Genomic DNA, 21,410 nt, shown 5'->3' on the forward strand with positions numbered 1-21,410 from the left:
ATATGTTGTGCTAAGGTTGAGTCTAAAGGTAGTTATATCTTAAAAGTAATTACAGGTCGCAACGCATGATTTACCAAATCTTCACTAATACTTCCATTAAAAAAGTGAGCTAAACCTTGTCGTCCGTGTGTGCTCATGCCTATTAAATCAGCATCGATAGAACGCGAAAAATTCAAAATTCCATGTTCAATCGTGTCATCATTATAAATATGTAGCTCATGACTCGCGAGTTCGTCAAATCCTTTAATAAAGTCGTTCATCTTCTTTTCAGCTGCAGCTGTAATTACAAAGCGGTTTGGAGTATTTACAAAAAGTAAATGCAGTGTTGCATTAAAACTATTGGCAAAATCGATTGCTTGTTCAAAAACCAATTTCTGATCGTCTGAAAAATCAGAAGCAAACACAAAATTTGCAACATTAAAATTTTCAATATCATTCTTTATAACCAAAACAGGAGCATCTGCTGTTCGTACAACTTTCTCGGTATTAGATCCAATAAACATTTCTTTAATACCAGAAGCGCCACTTGATCCCATAACTACCAAATCAATATCATATTGACGAATAGCCATAGTAATTCCGTCAAAAGCCTTGTGTGATTCTACGGTTACTTCAACATTAATTCCTTTCATAAAATCTTGCTCCATCGTTTTTTCAAAACGCTCGTTAGCAATCTTCATAAAAAGAAGTTGTTCTGGGACATCTAAATTCGTATCGCCTGACAAAAGGTGTGATGGCATTTCTAACATGTGCATTAAATAAATAGTAGCATCATTTTGTTTTGCTAACGAAGCAGCAACTTTTAAAGCATAATCGGCTTGTTCGGAAAAATCGGTTGGAAGGAGAATTTTTTTCATCTAACTATTGAGTTTTAGTATAATAACTAAAGTTACAAATAAAATCCTTTGGTTGAATAGTTTTTAAGATTAGAAAAAATGTGTATATTTGCACCGTTATAAGACGAAAAGACTAAAAATGAGGGGACATAAAGTCCCCTCTTTTCATACTAAAAAATGTTTAAAGAAAAGGTTGCAAATTTATTACAGGAAGTTCTTGAAGAAGAAACTTCATTGTTTTTGATCTCAAAGGATATAAAGCCAGGGAACAAAATTGTGATAGTGATTGATGGTGATAATGGAGTTACATTAAGCGATTGTATGAAGGTAAGTCGTCATATAGAACACAATCTTGATAGAGAAGAGGAAGATTTTTCATTAGAAGTATTTTCTTCTGGAATCTCTGAAGGAATCACACACATTCGTCAATACAAGAAAAATGTGGGTAGAAAATTAGAAGTCATCATTGCTGACAACAAAAAAGTAGAAGGTACTTTGGTTGAAGCTGATGATGAAAAAGTAAAACTACAATGGAAAGCGCGCGAGCCAAAACCCATTGGAAAAGGTAAAGTAACCGTTCAAAAAGAACAAGAAATACCTTATAAAGATATTGTAAAAGCAAAAGTTATGGTAACATTTTAATTAAAGACATGTCATGGAGAATCTAGCATTGATTGAGTCGTTTTCGGAATTTAAGGACGACAAGCTAATAGATCGTGTAACGCTAATGGCGATATTAGAAGATGTTTTTAGAAATGCATTAAAAAAGAAATTTGGATCAGATGACAATTTTGACATCATTATAAATCCCGATAAAGGTGATTTAGAAATATGGAGAAACAGAATTGTAGTTGCAGATGGAGAAGTAGAAGATTCAAATCAAGAAATAGAACTAACAGCGGCAAGAGAAATTGAGCCGGATTTTGAAGTTGGTGAAGATGTATCTGAAGAAGTAAAATTGATTGATTTAGGGAGAAGAGCTATCTTAGCTTTACGTCAAAACTTAATTTCAAAAATACACGAACACGATAACACTACAATCTATAAGCAATTTAAAGATTTAGTTGGTGATATTTATACGGCTGAAGTACATCACATAAGACACAGAGCTGTGATATTACTAGATGACGAAGGAAATGAAATCGTGTTGCCTAAAGAAAACCAAATTCCTTCTGATTTCTTCCGTAAAGGAGAAAATGTTAGAGGAATTATTGATAGAGTAGACTTAAAAGGAAATAAGCCTATGATTGTCATGTCGAGAACAGCACCAGAATTCTTGGAAAAATTATTTGAACAAGAAATTCCAGAAGTTTTTGACGGACTAATAACAGTGAAAAAAGTAGTGAGAATTCCAGGTGAAAAAGCAAAAGTAGCTGTCGATTCTTATGATGATAGAATCGATCCTGTGGGAGCATGTGTGGGAATGAAAGGTTCTCGTATCCACGGAATCGTAAGAGAATTAGGGAACGAAAATATAGATGTAATTAATTATACGACTAACTTACAACTTTATATTACGCGTGCCTTAAGTCCAGCAAGAGTGAGTTCATTAAAAATTAATGAAGAAACGAAGCGTGTAGAAGTGTTCTTAAAACCAGAAGAGGTTTCAAAAGCAATCGGAAAGGGAGGATTCAATATCCGATTGGCAGGGCAACTTACAGGATATGAAATAGATGTATATCGTGAAGGTGTTGAGGAAGATGTTGAATTAACAGAATTCTCAGATGAAATCGAAGCTTGGGTAATAGAAGAATTTAAGAAAATTGGTTTAGATACAGCAAAAAGTGTATTAGATCAAGAAATGGACTTCCTTGTAAAACAAACGGATTTGGAGGAAGAGACTGTTGGGGAAGTAATTAGAATTCTAAGAGAAGAGTTCGAGGATTAGTGAAAGAGCAGTTTTTTATTTAAAAAGAGGGTAAAATTTAAAATAGCTTATGGCTGAACAAAACAAAATAAGGCTTAGTAAAGTACTACGCGAATTAAATATTTCGATCGATAGAGCTGTCGACTTTTTAACACAGAAAGGTTTTGCTGTGGAAAAAAGACCGACCACTAAAATATCGCAAGAAATATACAATGTGCTACTTGACGGTTTTCAAACTGACAAGAGTAAAAAAGTGGCTTCTAAAGAATTAGGAGAAGAGAAAAGGAAGGAGAAAGAAGCATTAAGAGAGCAGCTTGTAAAAGAACAAGAAGAAGCGCAGCGTTTACGTGAAGAGCGAGAAAAAGTTGTGCGCGCCAAAGCAAACCTATCTGGACCGAAAACGATTGGAAAAATAGATCTTAACCCTCAAAAAGATACATCGCCATCAGTACAGAAAGAAGAAGAAAAAGCGCCTGTTCAAAAAGAGGAAAAAGCTCCTGAGCAAGAGGTGAAAAAAGAAGCGCCAAAAAAGGAAACTTCTAAAGTAAGCGAGTCTAAGCCTCAAAAGCCGCAAACAATTTCTAACAGACCTACATTCTCAAAGCCTAAGCAAATTCAGAAAATTGAGAAAAAAGAAAAGCCTGTTAAGAAGCCTGTAGTGCAAGAGCAGCCAAAAGCTGAAACGCCAGAAGCGCCTGCGGTACCAGAGAAAAAAGTAATTGAAACTAAATATCAAAAACTTTCTGGGCCAAAAATGACAGGTCAAAAAATTGACTTGACGCAGTTCAATAAAGCGAAGAAGAAGAAGGAAGATTCTAAAAAAGAATCTGAAGCAGATAAGAGAAAGAAACGTAAGCGTATTTCTAAAGGACCTGGAGGAAATAACAACAATAACAATAACCGTCAAGGAGGAAATAACCGATTTGGAGGAAACAAAGGTGGAGGAAATCGAGGTGGAAACCGAAGAGGAGGAAACCGTAAACCGCCTGTAGTTAAAGTTGAGCCTACAGAAGAAGAAGTACAAAAACAAGTACGTGAAACGCTTGAAAAACTTCAAGGGAAAAGCAGTAAATCAAAAGGTGCTAAATACCGTAGAGACAAGCGTGATATCCGTAGACAGAAAACAGAGGAAGATTTAGAACAACAAGCAGCAGAAAGCAAAGTATTAAAAGCAACAGAATTCGTTACTGTTGGTGAGCTTGCTACGATGATGGATGTTGGAATTAATGATATTATCTCTAAATGTATGATGCTTGGAATCATGGTAACCATGAACCAGCGTTTAGATGCAGATACATTGTCTATTGTAGCAGAAGAATTTGGGTTCTCTGTAGACTTTATTGCGGCAGACATTGAAGAAGCAATTCAGGAAGAAGAAGATGCGCCAGAAGATCTATCTCCAAGAGCGCCAATTGTAACGGTAATGGGTCACGTAGATCACGGTAAAACATCGTTGCTTGATTATATTCGTAAGGAAAATGTAATCGCAGGTGAGTCAGGAGGAATCACGCAGCACATTGGAGCTTATGGAGTGCAGTTAGAAAGCGGACAAAGAATCACATTCCTTGATACGCCAGGTCACGAGGCCTTTACGGCAATGCGTGCGCGTGGTGCGCAAGTAACGGATATTGCAATTATTGTAATTGCAGCTGATGATGATGTGATGCCGCAAACGAAAGAAGCTATTAGTCACGCACAAGCGGCTGGAGTTCCTATCGTGTTTGCAATCAATAAAATTGATAGACCAACAGCAAATCCAGATAAGATTAAAGAAAAATTAGCAGCAATGAACTTGTTGGTTGAAGATTGGGGAGGAAAAATCCAATCGCATGATATCTCTGCAAAAACAGGTCTTGGTGTTGATGAACTATTAGAAAAGGTATTGCTTGAAGCTGAATTATTAGAGTTGCAGGCAAATCCAGATAAAAAAGCAGTTGGAACTGTTGTGGAAGCATTCTTAGACAAAGGTCGTGGGTATGTATCAACAATTCTTGTTCAAAACGGAACATTGAAAATCGGTGATTATTTACTTGCTGGAAAACACAGTGGTAAAATAAAAGCGATGTTTGATGAGCGTGGGAATAAAGTGAAAACGGCTAACCCTTCAACGCCAGTATCAATTCTAGGTTTAGATGGAGCGCCACAAGCTGGTGATAAATTTAATGTCTTTACAGATGAAAAAGATGCGAAGCAAATCGCGGCAAAGCGTACGCAATTGTTAAGAGAGCAATCTGTAAGAACGCAGCGTAGAACAACATTATCTGATATTGGTAGAAGAATCAAAATTGGAGACTTCCAAGAATTAAATATCATTCTTAAAGGTGATGTGGATGGTTCTGTTGAAGCCTTAACGGATTCATTCCAAAAACTATCTACGGAAGAGATTGAAGTAAAAATCATTCACAAAGGAGTTGGAGCTATTACTGAAAGTGATGTGTTGTTAGCAAGTGCTTCTGATGCGATTATCATTGGATTTAATGTAAGGCCAGCTGGAAACGCAAGAATGGTAGCAGATAAGGAAGAGATCGATATCAGAACATACTCTATCATTTATGATGCGATCAATGATATTAAAGATGCAATGGAAGGATTGTTGTCTCCAGAAATGAAAGAAGAAATCACTGGTAATGCCGAAATTAGAGAAACATTCAAAATCTCTAAAATTGGAACAATTGCTGGGTGTATGGTAACAGATGGTAAAATATTTAGAAACTCTAACATTCGATTAATTCGTGATGGAGTAGTAATATTTACTGGAGAATTAGCTTCATTAAAACGTTTTAAAGACGATGTTAAAGAAGTAAGTAAGGGGTACGATTGTGGATTGCAAATTAAAAATTACAACGACATCAAAGAAGGTGATATTGTAGAAGCTTTCCAAGAAGTAGCAGTGAAGAAAAAGTTGAAATAAACTTTCCAAATAATCATAAAAAAAGGATCGCAATTGCGATCCTTTTTTTGTTTATGGTATATTGTTAAAACTACTTTTTCTTCTTCTTTTTAGGTGGAGTAAAAACAAAAGCATTTGGGAACGTTTCTTTTACTTCAATTAAATAACGTTCCGCTTCTAGACTTGTTCTAAAATTTCCTACCCAAACCTTGTAATTTGGTGTTTCAAACTTAATATTTACAGGAACGATATCTCGGTGCTTTGCTTCAAATTTTGACTTTACTTTTTCTGCATTTCGGAGTTTTCCATTGAAGATTTGAATCTTCAAACGGTTGTCATTATCCGTTTCTTGGTTAATTTCCTTCTGATATGTAAGTAATTTATCAATTTCTGGGTCTTGCGAAATGTTAATTTCGCCTTGTTGTGCATTAACAACTCCTGAATAAAAAAATGCCGATACGGCTAAAATAGTGATCTTTTCTAAAGCTAAAAATCTCATAATGAATACAATTTTATACAAATGTAAAATATACTAACGAACTTAGATGCACAAATGTTATTTAGAATTACTATAAATTACAAATTAACAGTTCACTAACATTTCTCAAATTAAACGCTATTTGTATTTTTGCTCAAATTTGGAACAAGCATGAACGTCTAAGTGCTAAAATTAACTTAGAAAAAACCATGCCAAATTAAGAAGACTTTAAAATATGAAAAAGGTGAATCACCGTAATTCAATTTCAAGAATTTTAGGAATCGCGCTAGCGCTAATGCTGGCATTTTCAACTTCTGTGTTTGCTCAAGATGAGGCTGCAATAAAAGAAGGTGAAGCTTTGTTTAAAGCAAATTGTGCTGCTTGTCATAAGATGGATGCTGCTTCAACAGGTCCTGCGTTGAGAGGTGTAGAAGCGCGCTTGGCAGAAGATGAAGGATTAGATCGCGAATGGTTGTATAAGTGGATCAAGAATAGTTCTGCTATGATCAAATCTGGCGATCCATATGCTGTAAAGGTATATGAGGCTAATGGGAAACGTCAGATGACAGCTTTTCCTCAGTTTAGTAATGAGCAAATAGATAATATTCTTTCGTATACTGCTACTGAGAAAAAAATATCTTCAACTCCTTCGCCAACTCCACCAGGAGAAAATAATAATGGTTCAGGAGGATTCTCAAATCAAATGGTGCTATGGGCATTAATCGTTTTATTTGGATTGCTAGCTTTAGGATTGTTCTTAGTAAATAAGACGCTTCGTAAGTTTGCTGTTGCTAATGGAACTATTAATCCTGAAGAAGAGGAAAAAGGAACGCCAATCTGGAAAGCATTTGCGCAAAATCAATTCTTAGTAATTGTTACTACAATACTTTTCTTGTTAGGATCTGCATATTTTGCATACGGATACTTAATGCAAGTTGGAGTTGATCAAGGATATCAACCAATTCAACCAATTCACTTCTCTCACAAAATACATGCAGGGGATAATAAAATAGAATGTAAGTACTGTCACTCTTCAGCGAGAGTAAGTAAGCATTCAGGGATTCCTTCATTGAATATTTGTATGAACTGTCATAAAAACATTGCACAAGTTGCAGATGAAGTTCAGTTAGAAGGACAAAAGATTGGTGTTGACTACAATAATGAAATTCAAAAAATATACGATGCTACAGGTTGGGATCCAACTAAGCAAGATTATGTGAATGAGCCAAAACCAGTAAAATGGGTGCGTATTCATAATTTGCCTGACTTTGTATACTTCAATCATTCACAACACGTAGAAGTGGCAGGAGTTCAATGTCAGACATGTCACGGAGAAATTCAAGAAATGGAGATTGTAGAGCAGCATGCTCCGCTAACAATGGGATGGTGTATTAACTGTCACAGAGATACAGATGTGAATTTCAAAGGAAGTGCATACTATGACAAAATTCACGAGCAGTTAAAAGAAAAATATGGTGTTGAATCATTCAAAGCGTCTCAAATGGGAGCGTTAGAATGTGGAAAATGTCACTATTAATATTAATTAAGAAGCTAATTTTATATATATAATATGGCATCAAACAAGAAATACTGGAAAAGTGTTGAGGAGTTAAATGAGAATAGCTCCATTGTTGAGACGCTTAGACAGAATGAGTTTGTAGAAGAAGTTCCTGTAGATGAATTCTTAGGGGATAAAGAGACGTTAGAGTCTTCTTCAACTTCTCGTAGAGACTTTCTTAAATATGTTGGTTTTAGTACAGCTGCTGCTACATTAGCAGCCTGTGAAGGACCAGTGATTAAATCGATTCCTTACGTAGTGCAACCAGAAACTATTATTCCTGGAGTTGCAGACTACTACGCAACAACAATTGCTGATGGGTACGATTTTGCAAGTATCTTAATTAAAACAAGAGAAGGTCGTCCAATTAAAGTTGAAAACAACAAAGAAGCAGCTACTAAAGGAAGTGCGAATGCAAGAGTTCATGCATCTGTATTATCTTTATATGATAGCATGAGAGTGAAGCAGCCTAAAATTGCTGGAGCTGATGCTTCTTGGGAAACGTTAGATGCAGAAGTTGGTCAAAAACTAAATCAAATCAGTGCTTCTGGGAAGCAGATTGTATTACTTACGCAAACTTTTGCAAGTCCTTCAACGGCAAAATTAGTTGGAGAATTCAAAGCAAAATATGGAAACGTAAATCATGTAATATATGATGCAATATCAGAATCCACTGCATTAGATGCTTTCGAAGCAAAATACGGAGAAAGAGGTTTAGCTGATTATGACTTTTCTAAAGCAGAAGTGATTGTATCTGTTGGTGCTGATTTCTTAGGAGATTGGCAAGGTGGTGGATACGATGATGGATATGCTAAAGGAAGAATTCCATCAGGGAAAAACGGGCATAAAAATATGTCAAGACATGTTCAGTTTGAGTCAAATATGACTTTATCTGGAGCAAATGCTGATAAACGTGTGCCATTATCTCCATCAGATCAAAAAGTTGCTTTAGCAAAAATCTATGCTGAAATTACTGGTAATAGTGTTTCTGGTAGAAAATTATCTGATAAAGTAGAAGATGCAATAAAGAAAGCTGCTAGACAAGCTAAGTTAGCAGGTTCAAAAGCAGTAGTGGTTTCTGGAATCAACGATGTTGATGCACAGAGCTTAGTACTTGCAATTAATGAGTATCTCAATAGTGAGGCATTTGATAAAGGTGCGCCACGTAAAATAAGACAAGGTAGTGATAAGGCTGTAGCAAAATTAATCAGCGATATGAAAGCTGGTGCTGTTGGCGGAATCATTATGGCTGGAGTAAATCCAGTATATACACTAGCTAATGGAAATGAGTTTGCTGAAAACTTAAAGAAGTTAGATTTAGCTGTTACTTTCACTATGAAAGAAGATGAAACAGCTTTACATACAAAATATGTAGCTGCGGCTCCACATTACTTAGAATCTTGGGGAGATGTAGAGATGAAAAAAGGACATTACAGTGTAATGCAACCTACAATTCGCCCATTATTTGATACAAGACAATTTCAAGAAGCTTTACTAAAGTGGACTGGAAATGAAAAAGCATACTACGAATATGTGAAAGAAACTTGGTCTGCCGATATTTTAGGAGGAGGTACTTCTTGGAATAAAGCGGTTCATGACGGAGTATTCAAAACAACAGCAACTGTAAGTTTAGCGGATGAAGCAAATGCTGCTATAGAAGAAGCAGAAGCAGATCAGGCAAACGGAGAAGAGGAAGTTGTTTCTCAAAGCACAGATGCAAACTCACAAGCAAGAAAATTAGCTGGAACAGCTGCTGCTTCAGGAATGGAATTAGTATTATACGCTAAAACTGGAATGGGAGATGGACAACAAGCTAACAATCCTTGGTTACAAGAATTTCCAGATCCGATTACAAGAGCTTCTTGGGATAACTACTTAACAATATCTCAAGCGGATGCTGATGCAAAAGAATTGAAAAACTGGAATGTTGCTAACGGTGGATTGAATGGTACATATGCGACTATTACTGTGAGTGGGAATGCTCCAATAAAAGTGCCAGTAATCATTCAACCAGGTCAAGCAAAAGGAACAGTAGGTTTAGCGTTAGGTTATGGTAAAACTGCTGGAATTAAAAAAGACATGCAAACTGGAGTGAACGCATATGCTGTTTACAATAACTTCAATAACATTCAAAATGTTTCTGTTGAGTCGGCTGGTGGTGAACATGAATTTGCATGTGTACAGTTGCACAATACCTTAATGGGTAGAGGTGACATTGTGAAAGAAACTACCTTAGAAATATTCAATACTCGCGATAAAAATCAATATGGAGACTTTGTCTTCAATGAAAAACCACATGTGTCTAAAAATCATGAGATGATTAGCGCAACAGATTCTGGTGCGGATATGTGGGCTGAATTTGATCGTTCTATCGGACACCACTTTAACCTAGCAATTGACTTAAATGCTTGTACAGGTTGTGGAGCATGTGTAATTGCATGTCACGCTGAAAACAATGTGCCAGTAGTTGGGAAATCTGAAGTGAGAAGAAGTAGAGATATGCACTGGTTGCGTATTGATAGATATTATTCTTCGGAAGATACATTTGAAGGTGATGTAGAGAAGAAAGAAAACTTCAGTGGATTGTTTGGAGAAAATGGTTCATTAGGTGGTTTTGTTGAGATGGAAGATCCTGCAGAAAATCCACAAGTTGCTTTCCAGCCTGTAATGTGTCAACACTGTAATCATGCACCATGTGAAACAGTATGTCCAGTAGCTGCAACATCACACGGACGTCAAGGTCAAAACCATATGGCGTATAACCGTTGTGTAGGTACTCGTTACTGTGCAAACAACTGTCCGTACAAAGTGCGTAGATTTAACTGGTTCTTATATAACAAGAATGATGAATTTGATTACCACATGAACGATGATTTAGGTCGTATGGTATTAAATCCAGATGTAGTTGTACGTTCAAGAGGTGTGATGGAAAAATGTTCTATGTGTATTCAAATGACACAAAAAACAATTCTTGATGCAAAACGTGAAGGAAGACCAATTAAAGATGGTGAATTCCAAACGGCTTGTTCTGCAGCATGTAGTTCAGGAGCAATGGTATTCGGAGATATCAATGATAAAGAAAGTAAAGTCGCTGATTTATTAGAAGATGATCGTATGTATCACTTACTTGAGCATGTAGGGACAAAACCAAACGTACAGTATCACGTGAAGGTTAGAAACACAAAAGAAGCATAAAAAAGAATTAATAAGAAACAATTATAAACTGATTATGGCGTCGCATTACGAAGCACCTATAAGAAAACCCTTAGTAACTGGAGATAAATCATATCACGATGTAACTCTTGATATTGTCGCTCCAGTAGAAGGAAGAGCAAACAAGCAATGGTGGATAGTATTCTCAATTGCTCTGATAGCATTCCTTTGGGGAATTGGATGTATCATTTACACAGTATCTACTGGAATTGGAGTTTGGGGTCTTAACAAAACCGTTGGTTGGGCTTGGGATATTACAAACTTCGTATGGTGGGTTGGTATTGGTCACGCAGGAACCTTAATTTCTGCAGTACTTTTACTTTTCCGTCAAAAATGGAGAATGGCAATTAACCGTTCGGCGGAAGCCATGACTATCTTCTCGGTAGTACAAGCGGGATTATTCCCGATTATTCACATGGGTCGTCCTTGGTTAGCATATTGGGTATTACCAATTCCAAACCAGTTCGGATCATTATGGGTAAACTTTAACTCACCACTACTTTGGGATGTATTCGCGATCTCTACGTATTTATCTGTATCACTAGTATTCTGGTGGACAGGTTTACTTCCAGATTTCGCAATGATTCGTGATAGAGCTGTGAAACCTTTCCAAAAGAAAATATATAGCTTAGTAAGTTTTGGATGGAGTGGACGTGCTAAAGATTGGCAACGTTTTGAAGAAGTATCATTGGTACTTGCGGGATTAGCAACACCATTAGTACTTTCTGTACATACTATTGTATCGTTTGACTTCGCAACTTCAGTAATTCCAGGATGGCATACTACAATTTTCCCTCCTTACTTCGTTGCAGGAGCTATCTTTTCAGGATTCGCAATGGTAAACACTTTATTAATCATTATGAGAAAAGTATGTAATATGGAAGACTATATTACATTACAACACATCGAATTAATGAATATTGTAATTATGATTACAGGTTCAATAGTTGGTTGTGCATATATAACAGAGTTATTTATCGCATGGTATTCAGGAGTTGAATACGAACAATATGCATTCTTAAACAGAGCAACTGGTCCTTACTGGTGGGCATATTGGGCAATGATGACATGTAATGTGTTCTCTCCACAATTCATGTGGTCTAAAAAATTAAGAACAAGTATCATGTTCTCTTTCATAATCTCTATTGTTGTAAATATTGGAATGTGGTTTGAGCGTTTCGTAATTATCGTAACATCATTACACAGAGATTACCTTCCATCATCTTGGACGATGTTCTCACCAACATTTGTAGATATAGGAATATTTATTGGTACGATTGGTTTCTTCTTTGTATTGTTCTTGTTATATTCTAGAACATTCCCTGTAATTGCACAGGCGGAAGTAAAATCTATCTTAAAATCATCAGGAGAAAAATATAAAAAACTAAGAGACGGTAACCATGAGTAGTAAAGTAATACAAGCAATGTATACCGATGACGATGTGCTAATGTCAGCAGTGAAAAAAGTACGTCAAGAAAAGCATCATATAGAAGAAGTGTATACGCCATTTCCTGTACACGGACTAGATAAAGCAATGGGATTAGAGCCTACGCGACTTGCCATTACAGCATTCATGTATGGATGTGTTGGACTTTCAGTTGCAGTAACAATGATGTATTATATCATGATTGTTGATTGGCCACAAAACATTGGTGGAAAACCAAGTTTTAGTTTCTTAGAAAATATGCCAGCTTTCGTTCCAATTATGTTCGAATTGACGGTATTCTTTGCAGCGCATTTAATGGTGATAACTTTTTATATGAGAAGTAAATTATGGCCATTCAAAGAAGCTGAAAACCCAGATCCAAGAACAACTGACGATCACTTCTTAATGGAAGTATCTGTTCATGGAGATGAAGAAGCATTAAAAGCACTTTTATTAGAAACTGGTGCTACAGAAATTAAAGTCACTGAAAAGCATTAATAAGAATTATGAAGAGCCTTATAAAAATAGGAGTCGTTTTTGGAGCAGCATTGCTAATGACTTCATGCTTTAATAAATCACAGCCAAACTATCAATATTTTCCAAATATGTATGAACCTGTAGGATACGAAGCTTACCAAGAGGTAAACGGAGTTCCTTTCGGAGGATTCGAATCTAAGATGGAAGCTCAAATTCCTGCAGAAGGAAGTATAAAGAGAGGTTGGTTGCCATATGAGTATGATAATACTAATGAAGGATACGAAGCAGCGAAAGCAGAATTGTTGAATCCAATACAGCCAACTGAAGAGAACCTAGCAGCAGGAAAAGAATTGTATGGAATTTACTGTGCAGTTTGTCATGGTAATAAAGGAGATGGACAAGGAACTTTAGCTAAACGTGAAAAGTTCTTGGGAATTCCTAAATACAACGATCCAGCTAGAGGAATTACTGAGGGAAGTATCTATCACGTGATTATGTATGGTAAAAACAATATGGGATCACACGCAAATCAATTAGATATAGAAGAACGCTGGCAAGTAGTTCAATATGTATTAAAGTTGAAAGCAGAATTAAAATAAGACCAATAACGATATAGAATTATATACAATGTATACGTTTTCAAATAGATTAAGACTTTTCGCAATTATCTCCTTTGTTCTTGGAGCCATCATGGTAGGGTTAAGCTTTGCTAATGTGCCAGGTTCAGTTGAAGATATGAAAGCAATGGAAGCAGCTCACGGACATGGACATGGTTCAGATCATGGAGATGCAAAACATGACGATGGTAAAACAGCTCATCATGATGAGCACAAAACGGACGCGTCGCACGGAACTAATGATCATGCAAGCGCTGGGCATCATGATTCGTCAGGTCACGACGACGAGCACAAATTAGGTCAATTACAAAATAAGCCTTGGGCAGCTGTGTACATTGCAGCATTCTTCTTTATGATGATATCGCTAGGTGTATTAGCATTCTATGCTATTCAAAGAGCAGCGCAAGCAGGTTGGTCTCCTGTATTATTTAGAGTAATGGAAGGAATTACTGCCTATATTATTCCAGGGACAATTGTAATGATACTTTTGATTGCTGTTTCAGTATTCCACGGAAATCACTTATTCCACTGGATGGATCCTGAATTAGTAAGGGAAGGTAGTCCAACATATGACAAGCTAACAGTTGGTAAGCAAGGATGGTTAAACGGACCATGGTTTTTAATCAGAGCTGTAATTTACAGTACAATCTGGATTGCTTATCGTCAAATTTCTAGACGCTTATCTTTAAGACAAGATGAGTCTAGCGACAATAGTAACTTTAAGAAAAACTTTAGAGCAGCAGCAGTATTTTTGGTATTATTCTTAATCTCAGAATCTATGATGTCTTGGGATTGGATCATGTCTTTCGATCACCACTGGTTTAGTACACTATTCGGATGGTATGTTTTCGCAAGTATGTTTGTATCTGGAATTACAGTAATCGCATTAATTACAATATATCTAAAATCTAAAGGATTATTAGAATATGTAAACGATAGCCATATTCACGATTTAGCAAAATTTATGTTCGGTATCAGTATTTTCTGGACATACTTATGGTTCTCTCAGTTTATGTTAATCTGGTACTCAAACATCCCAGAAGAAGTAACATACTTTATTACAAGAATTGAAGATTACAACTTGCCATTCTTTGGAATGTTAGCGTTGAACTTAATATTCCCATTATTGATATTAATGAATAGTGACTACAAGAGACTTAATTGGATCATTGTAATTGCTGGAGTCGTGATCTTATTTGGTCACTACATAGATGTATTCAATATGGTAATGCCTGCAACGGTTGGACCAAACTGGTCACTAGGAATGGCAGAAATAGGAGCAATATTATTGTTCTTAGGAATATTCATCTTTGTTGTATTTACAACATTGACAAAAGCACCATTATTGGCAAAAAGAAATCCGTTTATTGAAGAAAGTAAACAATTTCATTATTAATTAATTTCAAAACAGTATAAAATAAGATGACTACTGGTTTACTAACGTTTATAGTACTTATCCTAATTGCAATCGCAATTTGGCAGCTGACGAAGATATTTGACTTATCGCAAGTGAAAGCAGATAATACTCAAGTAGCTAATGACAAGGATAACAATATCAATGGATACCTAATGATGGGATTCTTGATGTTCATATACATTATCACAATAATTTCTTTTTGGAAATGGGGTGATTTGCCACTAATTGGAAACTCTGCTTCAGAACACGGAACAAGTGTTGATACATTGATGATTATCTCAATGGTGTTGATATTCTTTGTACAAACATTAACACAAGCATTACTTCACTACTTCGCATTCAAATACAGAGGTAAAGAAGGAAGAAAAGCATTATATTATGCAGATAACGATAAATTAGAATTTATTTGGACAATCATTCCTGTAATTACTTTAGCTGGATTAATCCTTTATGGACTGTTTACTTGGAACGAAATCATGGATGTAAACATGGATGATGATCCTATTGTAGTTGAGTTATATGCACAGCAATTTAACTGGAAAGCTAGATATGCTGGAAAAGATAATGTATTAGGTAAGGCAAACGTTCGTTTAATTGATCTTGGAGATAATCCAAACGTATTAGGATTAGATAGAGAAGATAAATATGCGCAAGATGATATCATTGTGCAAGAACTACACTTACCAGTTGGGAAAAAGGTGGTATTCAAAATGCGTTCTCAAGATGTATTGCACTCTGCATACATGCCACACTTTAGAATGCAAATGAACTGTGTACCTGGTCAAACTACTGAGTTTGCAATGAAGCCAACAAAAACAACTGCTGAAATGCGTGAGACGAACAAAATCAAGAATAAAGTACGTCGCATCAACCAAATTAGAGCAGCTAAAAGTGAAAAATTATTAGCCAAAGGAGAAGAGCCGTTAGAGCCATACGAGTTCGACTATCTTTTACTATGTAATAAAATTTGTGGAGAATCTCACTACAATATGCAAATGAAAGTAATTGTAGAAAGCCAAGAAGATTACGACAAGTGGATTGCAGAACAAGCAACTTTTGGAAAATAAAAATTAAAAAAATAATTAAAAGATATAATATATAGATATGTCAGCAACAGCAGTACACGCAGAAGATCACGGACACGACGATCACGGACATCATCATAAAGAAACCTTTATAACTAAATACATATTTAGTCAGGATCATAAAATGATTGCTAAGCAGTATCTGATTACAGGTACGGTAATGGGAGTTATAGGGATTATGATGTCTATATTTTTCCGTATGCAAATTGCATGGCCAAAGGAGTCGTTTACGATCTTTGAAATTTTCTTAGGAAATTGGGCGCCAGATGGTGTGTTAAGTGCAGATAAATACTTAGCATTAGTTACTATTCATGGTACGATCATGGTATTCTTTGTATTAACAGCAGGATTAAGTGGTACATTCAGTAACTTACTTATTCCGTTGCAAATTGGAGCACGTGATATGGCTTCAGGATTCCTAAATATGGTATCATATTGGTTATTCTTTATCTCAAGTGTAATCATGGTACTTTCTTTATTTGTTGAAGGTGGAGCAGCATCAGCAGGTTGGACAATTTATCCTCCGTTGAGTGCATTACCAGAAGCAATTCCAGGATCTGGATTAGGAATGACATTATGGTTAGTGTCCATGGCAATATTCATTGCTTCTTCATTACTAGGATCATTAAACTATATTGTTACGGTAATCAACCTTAGAACAAAAGGAATGTCTATGACAAGATTGCCATTAACAATCTGGGCGTTCTTTGTAACAGCAATTATTGGTGTTGTATCATTCCCAGTATTATTATCGGCAGCATTGTTATTAATATTTGATAGAAGTTTTGGAACGTCATTCTATCTATCAGATATATTCATACAAGGAGAAGTTTTACACTATCAAGGTGGTTCGCCAGTATTATTTGAACATTTATTCTGGTTCTTAGGGCATCCTGAAGTATATATTGTATTACTTCCAGCATTAGGTATTACCTCAGAAATTATTGCTACCAATTCACGAAAACCAATCTTTGGATATCGTGCCATGGTTGCTTCTATCTTAGCAATTGCATTCTTATCGACAATTGTATGGGGGCACCACATGTTTATCTCAGGAATGAATCCTTTCCTAGGTTCTGTATTTACATTTACAACATTATTAATTGCAATACCGTCAGCGGTAAAAGCATTCAACTATATTACGACGCTCTGGAAAGGTAACTTACAGATGAACCCTGCGATGCTTTTCTCAATTGGATTAGTATCTACATTCATCACTGGAGGTTTAACAGGAATCATCTTAGGAGATAGTACTTTAGATATTAATGTTCACGATACATACTTTGTAGTAGCACATTTCCATTTAGTAATGGGTATCTCTGCGCTATATGGAATGTTTGCGGGTGTTTATCACTGGTTCCCAAAAATGTTTGGGCGTATGATGAACAAAAACTTAGGATATGTTCACTTCTGGGTAACTGCAGTTTGTGCATACGGAGTATTCTTCCCAATGCACTTTATAGGAATGGCAGGATTACCAAGACGTTACTATACAAACTCTGAATTTCCATTATTTGATGACTTAGCAAATGTTAACGTTGTAATTACAATGTTTGCAATCATTGGAGGAATTTTCCAGTTAGTATTCTTATATAACTTCTTTAGCAGTATGTTCTATGGAAAGAAAGCGCCTCAAAATCCATGGAGATCAAACACTTTAGAATGGACTACGCCTGTAGAGCATATTCACGGAAACTGGCCAGGAGAAATTCCTCATGTACACCGTTGGGCATATGACTACAGTAAACCAGGACATGATGAAGACTTTGTTCCTCAAACTGTTCCAATGAAGGATGGAGAAGAAGAGCTACATCACTAAAAATACATATACACAATATAAAAAGAGTCGTTTAAATTTTAAACGACTCTTTTTTTGTTGCAAGGGATATTTAAATTATAAAAACAACAAAGTCTTAATCATGATGCTATGGTGTTTTTCTCTTATCTTTGTTAAGAAGCTATTGCATATGAAGTAGAAGAGTAGTGGCTTGCATCTGAATACACATCTTTATGAACGAACACTTAAATCCCAATAGCGATAACTACTCACCAGAAGAATTAGACGTTGAAAAAGCATTAAGACCACTATCTTTTAAAGACTTTACTGGACAAGATCAAGTATTAGAAAATTTACAAGTCTTTGTGCAAGCAGCAAATCTTCGAGAAGAAGCATTAGATCATACTCTATTTCATGGGCCTCCAGGATTAGGAAAAACGACATTAGCACACATTTTAGCAAATGAACTTGATGTAAGTATCAAAGTAACTTCAGGTCCTGTATTAGATAAACCAGGCGATCTAGCTGGATTGCTAACGAATTTAGATGAACGAGATGTATTATTTATTGATGAAATTCATCGATTAAGTCCAATAGTAGAAGAATATCTCTATTCGGCAATGGAAGACTACAAAATTGATATCATGATTGAGTCTGGCCCAAATGCTAGAACTGTTCAAATCAATCTAAATCCATTTACATTAGTAGGCGCAACTACACGTTCTGGATTATTGACAGCGCCAATGCGAGCGCGTTTTGGGATAGCTAGTAGATTACAATATTATTCAACAGAATTACTATCTACAATCGTGCAGCGTAGTGCGCAAATACTAAATGTACCAATAAGTATGGAAGCTGCAATAGAAATTGCAGGTAGAAGTCGAGGAACGCCACGTATAGCCAATGCTTTATTGCGTAGAGTGCGTGATTTTGCACAAATAAAAGGAAACGGTACAATAGATATAGAAATCGCACGATTCAGTCTAAAAGCACTAAATGTTGATGCCTATGGTTTAGATGAAATGGACAATCGAATCCTTTCCACAATCATAGATAAGTTTAAAGGTGGACCTGTAGGAATCACAACCTTAGCAACGGCTGTTTCTGAAAGTGGAGAAACTATTGAAGAAGTATACGAGCCATTTCTTATTCAACAAGGGTTTATCATCCGAACACCAAGAGGAAGAGAAGTTACAGAGCTTGCTTATAAACACTTAGGTAGAATAAAGGGAGGAATTCAAGGAGGACTTTTTTGAAATGATAAATGAAAATACTAATAGCATTGTAAACAAACAAATTAACAAAAATCAAATCCACAAATCCACAAATTAACGAATCAATAAAATACCAAGCAACAGAGCGAAGCAGCCAACAGATAATAGTAACGTAAGCGATAAAATATAGTGCCGAGATGTGCAAATACCCGAACAAAATACCATTCTTTAAACTACTCTTAAAATCATCTTCGATTACTCGAAATCCAATTCCATTTCATAAAGACGGCTTTAACAAACATGGTGATTCGTTTGCAATCTCTCCACCATTTGCAAAAACAGTAATGTTGACACGTGATGCAGACATTACAAAACACTTACTGCGTAAAAACCATAGAAATTACAACAAGTCTAAAATACAAACAAAATTTCTGTCAAAATATGTTGGGAAAGGTTTATTGACTGCCAGTGGAGACTATTGGCTCAAACAAAGACGACTCATTCAGCCAGCATTCCATAAAGAAAAGCTGCAAAAGCTTGTGGCAATCATGGAAGGTACAATTGGTAAACAAATTGAAAACATACAAGAAAATAAAGTCATAGATTCTTATCCAATTATGAACGAACTAGCGTTTCATGTGGTGGCAAAATCATTATTCGACTATTCTTCAGATGATGATACAATGCATCGTTTGCAAGAAATCATAGAAAAATTACAAGACTTTATCATCCGTGAAATTCGTCAGCCGCACAAAAAATGGTGGTATCAAATTAGCGGTTTAGTCAAAAAACATATGTTAATGGTTCGCGAAAGTAGAACCATTATCAACAATGTAATTGATGAACGTCGTGTGTCTCAAAAACAACATGACGATCTATTAGATATGTTGCTCAAGGCGAAATATGAAGACGACGGGACATCTATGACAAATGAGCAACTAATAGATGAAATACTTATCTTTTTTGTGGCTGGACATGAAACTACTGCCAATGCGCTCACATTTGCCTTTCATCTCATCGCTAAAAACCCAGAAGTATACCAAAAAGTACTTACTGAAATAGATGCTATAGATGATGGCTTACCGCCGATGGAGAAAATTGCGAAACTCAACTATGTAAAAAACTGTGTTGAAGAAGCAATGCGTTTATATCCGCCGGCTTGGATTACAGATCGTGTAGCGATAGAAGATGATTCGTTTGCAGATTTCAATATAGAAAAAGGAACGATGATAGGAATCTCGTTTTATGAATTACATAGAAACGAAAAATACTGGAAAAACCCTAATGATTTTATTCCTGAACGTTTCTCGGATGAAAACAGAAAAGAAACTGCAGGATATTATTTCCCGTTCGGAGCAGGACCGCGTATGTGTATAGGAAATGGTTTTGCGCTATATGAAATGATGCTTACAGTATATGCGATGTTGAAAAAATATCAAATAGAAACCGATCAAGAAACTGTCGAAATTGCGCCGTTAATTACACTAAAGCCAATAAATGTGACACTCAAATTTACCAAAAGAACTACTTGAATTCAATACAAAAACATACGGAACTCATAAAAGCTGAAGCAAAACGCTTGGGTTTTTTATCGTGTGGAATTTCAAGAGCTGAATTTTTGGAAGAAGAAGCGCCGCGACTTGAAGCTTGGCTCAACAAAAATATGCATGGAGAAATGAAGTACATGGAAAATCATTTCGACAAGCGACTCGATCCGACGAAATTAGTAGATGATTCCAAATCAGTTGTGTCTTTACTTCTAAATTACTATCCATCAGAAATACAGAAAGATCCAGAAGCGCCAAAAATCTCTAAATATGCCTACGGAACCGATTATCATTTCATCATAAAAGATAAGCTAAAGCACTTGCTAAACTTCATTCAAGAAGAAATTGGAGAAGTTTCAGGAAGAGCTTTTGTCGATTCAGCACCAGTATTAGATAAGGCTTGGGCGGCAAAAAGTGGTTTAGGTTGGATAGGAAAACATAGCAACTTGCTCACGCAAAAAGTAGGTTCATTTTATTTCATTGCAGAACTTATCATTGACTTAGATTTAGAATACGATTCGCCAGTCACAGATCATTGTGGAAGTTGTACGGCTTGTATCGACGCATGTCCTACGCAAGCCATTGTAGAACCATATGTGGTTGATGGAAGCAAATGTATTTCGTATTTTACAATTGAACTCAAAAATGAAATTCCTGCACATGTACAAGGGCAATTTGACGATTGGATGTTTGGTTGTGATGTTTGTCAAGATGTATGTCCTTGGAATCGATTCTCAAAACCGCATAATGAACCATTATTCAATCCGCATCCAGAATTACTATCGATGTCTAAAAAAGAATGGGAAGAAATTACGCAAGAAGTATTTAGTGAAATCTTTAGAAAATCTGCTGTAAAGCGAACAAAATATACAGGCTTAGTCCGGAATATAAAGTTTCTTAAAACTGAAAAGTAAATTAGAATTGTTGATAAAATACGTTTCAGCAATCAATAACGATGCTATTGCTTCTTTCAAAACGAATAAAATTTTATAAAATAACGTGAGTTC

At 35.9% G+C, this 21,410-nt stretch carries 16 protein-coding genes; 14 read left to right on the plus strand and 2 right to left on the minus strand.

Translation table 11 applies throughout. The annotated features are described in order from the left end of the window. Window positions 1-32: 32 nt before the first annotated feature. Window positions 33-857 carry a universal stress protein gene (locus ACOQOS_RS17515; RefSeq protein ID WP_420571768.1) on the minus strand — a complete coding sequence of 275 codons (825 nt, stop codon included), beginning with the start codon at window positions 855-857 and terminating at the stop codon, window positions 33-35. 156 nt (window positions 858-1,013) lie between these two features. Between ACOQOS_RS17515 and rimP the strand changes: the two genes are divergently transcribed. From rimP to infB, 3 genes are read left to right on the plus strand one after another with little or no spacing between them, the layout of a single operon-like run. After that, entirely contained in the window at window positions 1,014-1,478 is a 465-nt protein-coding gene (rimP, locus tag ACOQOS_RS17520) for a ribosome assembly cofactor RimP (protein WP_420571769.1), read from the plus strand. 13 nt (window positions 1,479-1,491) lie between these two features. Beyond that, on the plus strand, window positions 1,492-2,724 hold the full coding sequence (gene nusA, locus ACOQOS_RS17525) for a transcription termination factor NusA (protein ID WP_420571770.1): 1,233 nt from the start codon (window positions 1,492-1,494) through the stop codon (window positions 2,722-2,724). A gap of 49 nt (window positions 2,725-2,773) precedes the next feature. Next, on the plus strand, window positions 2,774-5,614 hold the full coding sequence (gene infB / locus ACOQOS_RS17530) for a translation initiation factor IF-2 (protein ID WP_420571771.1): 2,841 nt from the start codon (window positions 2,774-2,776) through the stop codon (window positions 5,612-5,614). Between the two features lie 70 nt (window positions 5,615-5,684). Here the strand turns inward: infB and ACOQOS_RS17535 are convergent, their stop codons facing one another. Beyond that, on the minus strand, window positions 5,685-6,092 hold the full coding sequence (locus ACOQOS_RS17535) for an SPOR domain-containing protein (RefSeq protein WP_420571772.1): 408 nt from the start codon (window positions 6,090-6,092) through the stop codon (window positions 5,685-5,687). Window positions 6,093-6,306: 214 nt separating this feature from the next. On the opposite strand from ACOQOS_RS17535, the gene ACOQOS_RS17540 reads away from it, so the two are divergent. The 11 genes from ACOQOS_RS17540 to queG all read left to right on the plus strand — a co-directional run bounded on the left by ACOQOS_RS17540 (window position 6,307) and on the right by queG (window position 21,317). Then, a complete protein-coding gene (locus ACOQOS_RS17540) occupies window positions 6,307-7,608 on the plus strand; it encodes a cytochrome c3 family protein (RefSeq protein ID WP_420571773.1) in 1,302 nt (433 codons plus the stop codon). A gap of 33 nt (window positions 7,609-7,641) precedes the next feature. After that, a complete protein-coding gene (locus ACOQOS_RS17545; RefSeq protein WP_420571774.1) occupies window positions 7,642-10,824 on the plus strand; it encodes a TAT-variant-translocated molybdopterin oxidoreductase in 3,183 nt (1,060 codons plus the stop codon). Window positions 10,825-10,858: 34 nt separating this feature from the next. Further along, window positions 10,859-12,250 (plus strand): NrfD/PsrC family molybdoenzyme membrane anchor subunit, encoded by a 1,392-nt coding sequence (gene nrfD / locus ACOQOS_RS17550; RefSeq protein WP_420571775.1) that lies wholly within the window; start codon window positions 10,859-10,861, stop codon window positions 12,248-12,250. Beyond that, entirely contained in the window at window positions 12,243-12,767 is a 525-nt protein-coding gene (locus ACOQOS_RS17555) for a DUF3341 domain-containing protein (protein ID WP_420571776.1), read from the plus strand. Before nrfD ends, ACOQOS_RS17555 begins: the two co-directional genes overlap by 8 nt. An 8-nt stretch (window positions 12,768-12,775) precedes the next feature. Beyond that, complete coding sequence (locus tag ACOQOS_RS17560) at window positions 12,776-13,345, plus strand: c-type cytochrome (protein ID WP_420571777.1); 570 nt, start codon at window positions 12,776-12,778, stop codon at window positions 13,343-13,345. Window positions 13,346-13,373: 28 nt separating this feature from the next. Next, the gene (locus ACOQOS_RS17565; RefSeq protein WP_420571778.1) at window positions 13,374-14,759 is read left to right on the plus strand and encodes a quinol:cytochrome C oxidoreductase; all 1,386 of its coding nucleotides are present in this window, start codon (window positions 13,374-13,376) and stop codon (window positions 14,757-14,759) included. A gap of 26 nt (window positions 14,760-14,785) precedes the next feature. Next, window positions 14,786-15,847, plus strand: coding sequence for a cytochrome c oxidase subunit II (locus tag ACOQOS_RS17570; protein ID WP_420571779.1), 1,062 nt, complete (start codon window positions 14,786-14,788; stop codon window positions 15,845-15,847). A 37-nt stretch (window positions 15,848-15,884) separates the two neighbouring features. After that, on the plus strand, window positions 15,885-17,684 hold the full coding sequence (locus ACOQOS_RS17575; protein ID WP_420571780.1) for a cytochrome c oxidase subunit I: 1,800 nt from the start codon (window positions 15,885-15,887) through the stop codon (window positions 17,682-17,684). 191 nt (window positions 17,685-17,875) lie between these two features. Continuing rightward, window positions 17,876-18,898, plus strand: a complete 1,023-nt coding sequence (gene ruvB / locus ACOQOS_RS17580; protein ID WP_420571781.1) for a Holliday junction branch migration DNA helicase RuvB — start codon at window positions 17,876-17,878, stop codon at window positions 18,896-18,898. A gap of 155 nt (window positions 18,899-19,053) precedes the next feature. After that, complete coding sequence (locus ACOQOS_RS17585) at window positions 19,054-20,388, plus strand: cytochrome P450 (RefSeq protein ID WP_420571782.1); 1,335 nt, start codon at window positions 19,054-19,056, stop codon at window positions 20,386-20,388. Next, window positions 20,385-21,317, plus strand: a complete 933-nt coding sequence (gene queG, locus ACOQOS_RS17590) for a tRNA epoxyqueuosine(34) reductase QueG (protein WP_420571783.1) — start codon at window positions 20,385-20,387, stop codon at window positions 21,315-21,317. The genes ACOQOS_RS17585 and queG overlap by 4 nt, the downstream gene beginning before the upstream one ends. The last annotated feature ends 93 nt before the right edge of the window (window positions 21,318-21,410 follow it).

The sequence above is a fragment of the Kordia sp. genome, from assembly GCF_965224175.1.
Classification (GTDB): Bacteria; Bacteroidota; Bacteroidia; order Flavobacteriales; family Flavobacteriaceae; genus Kordia.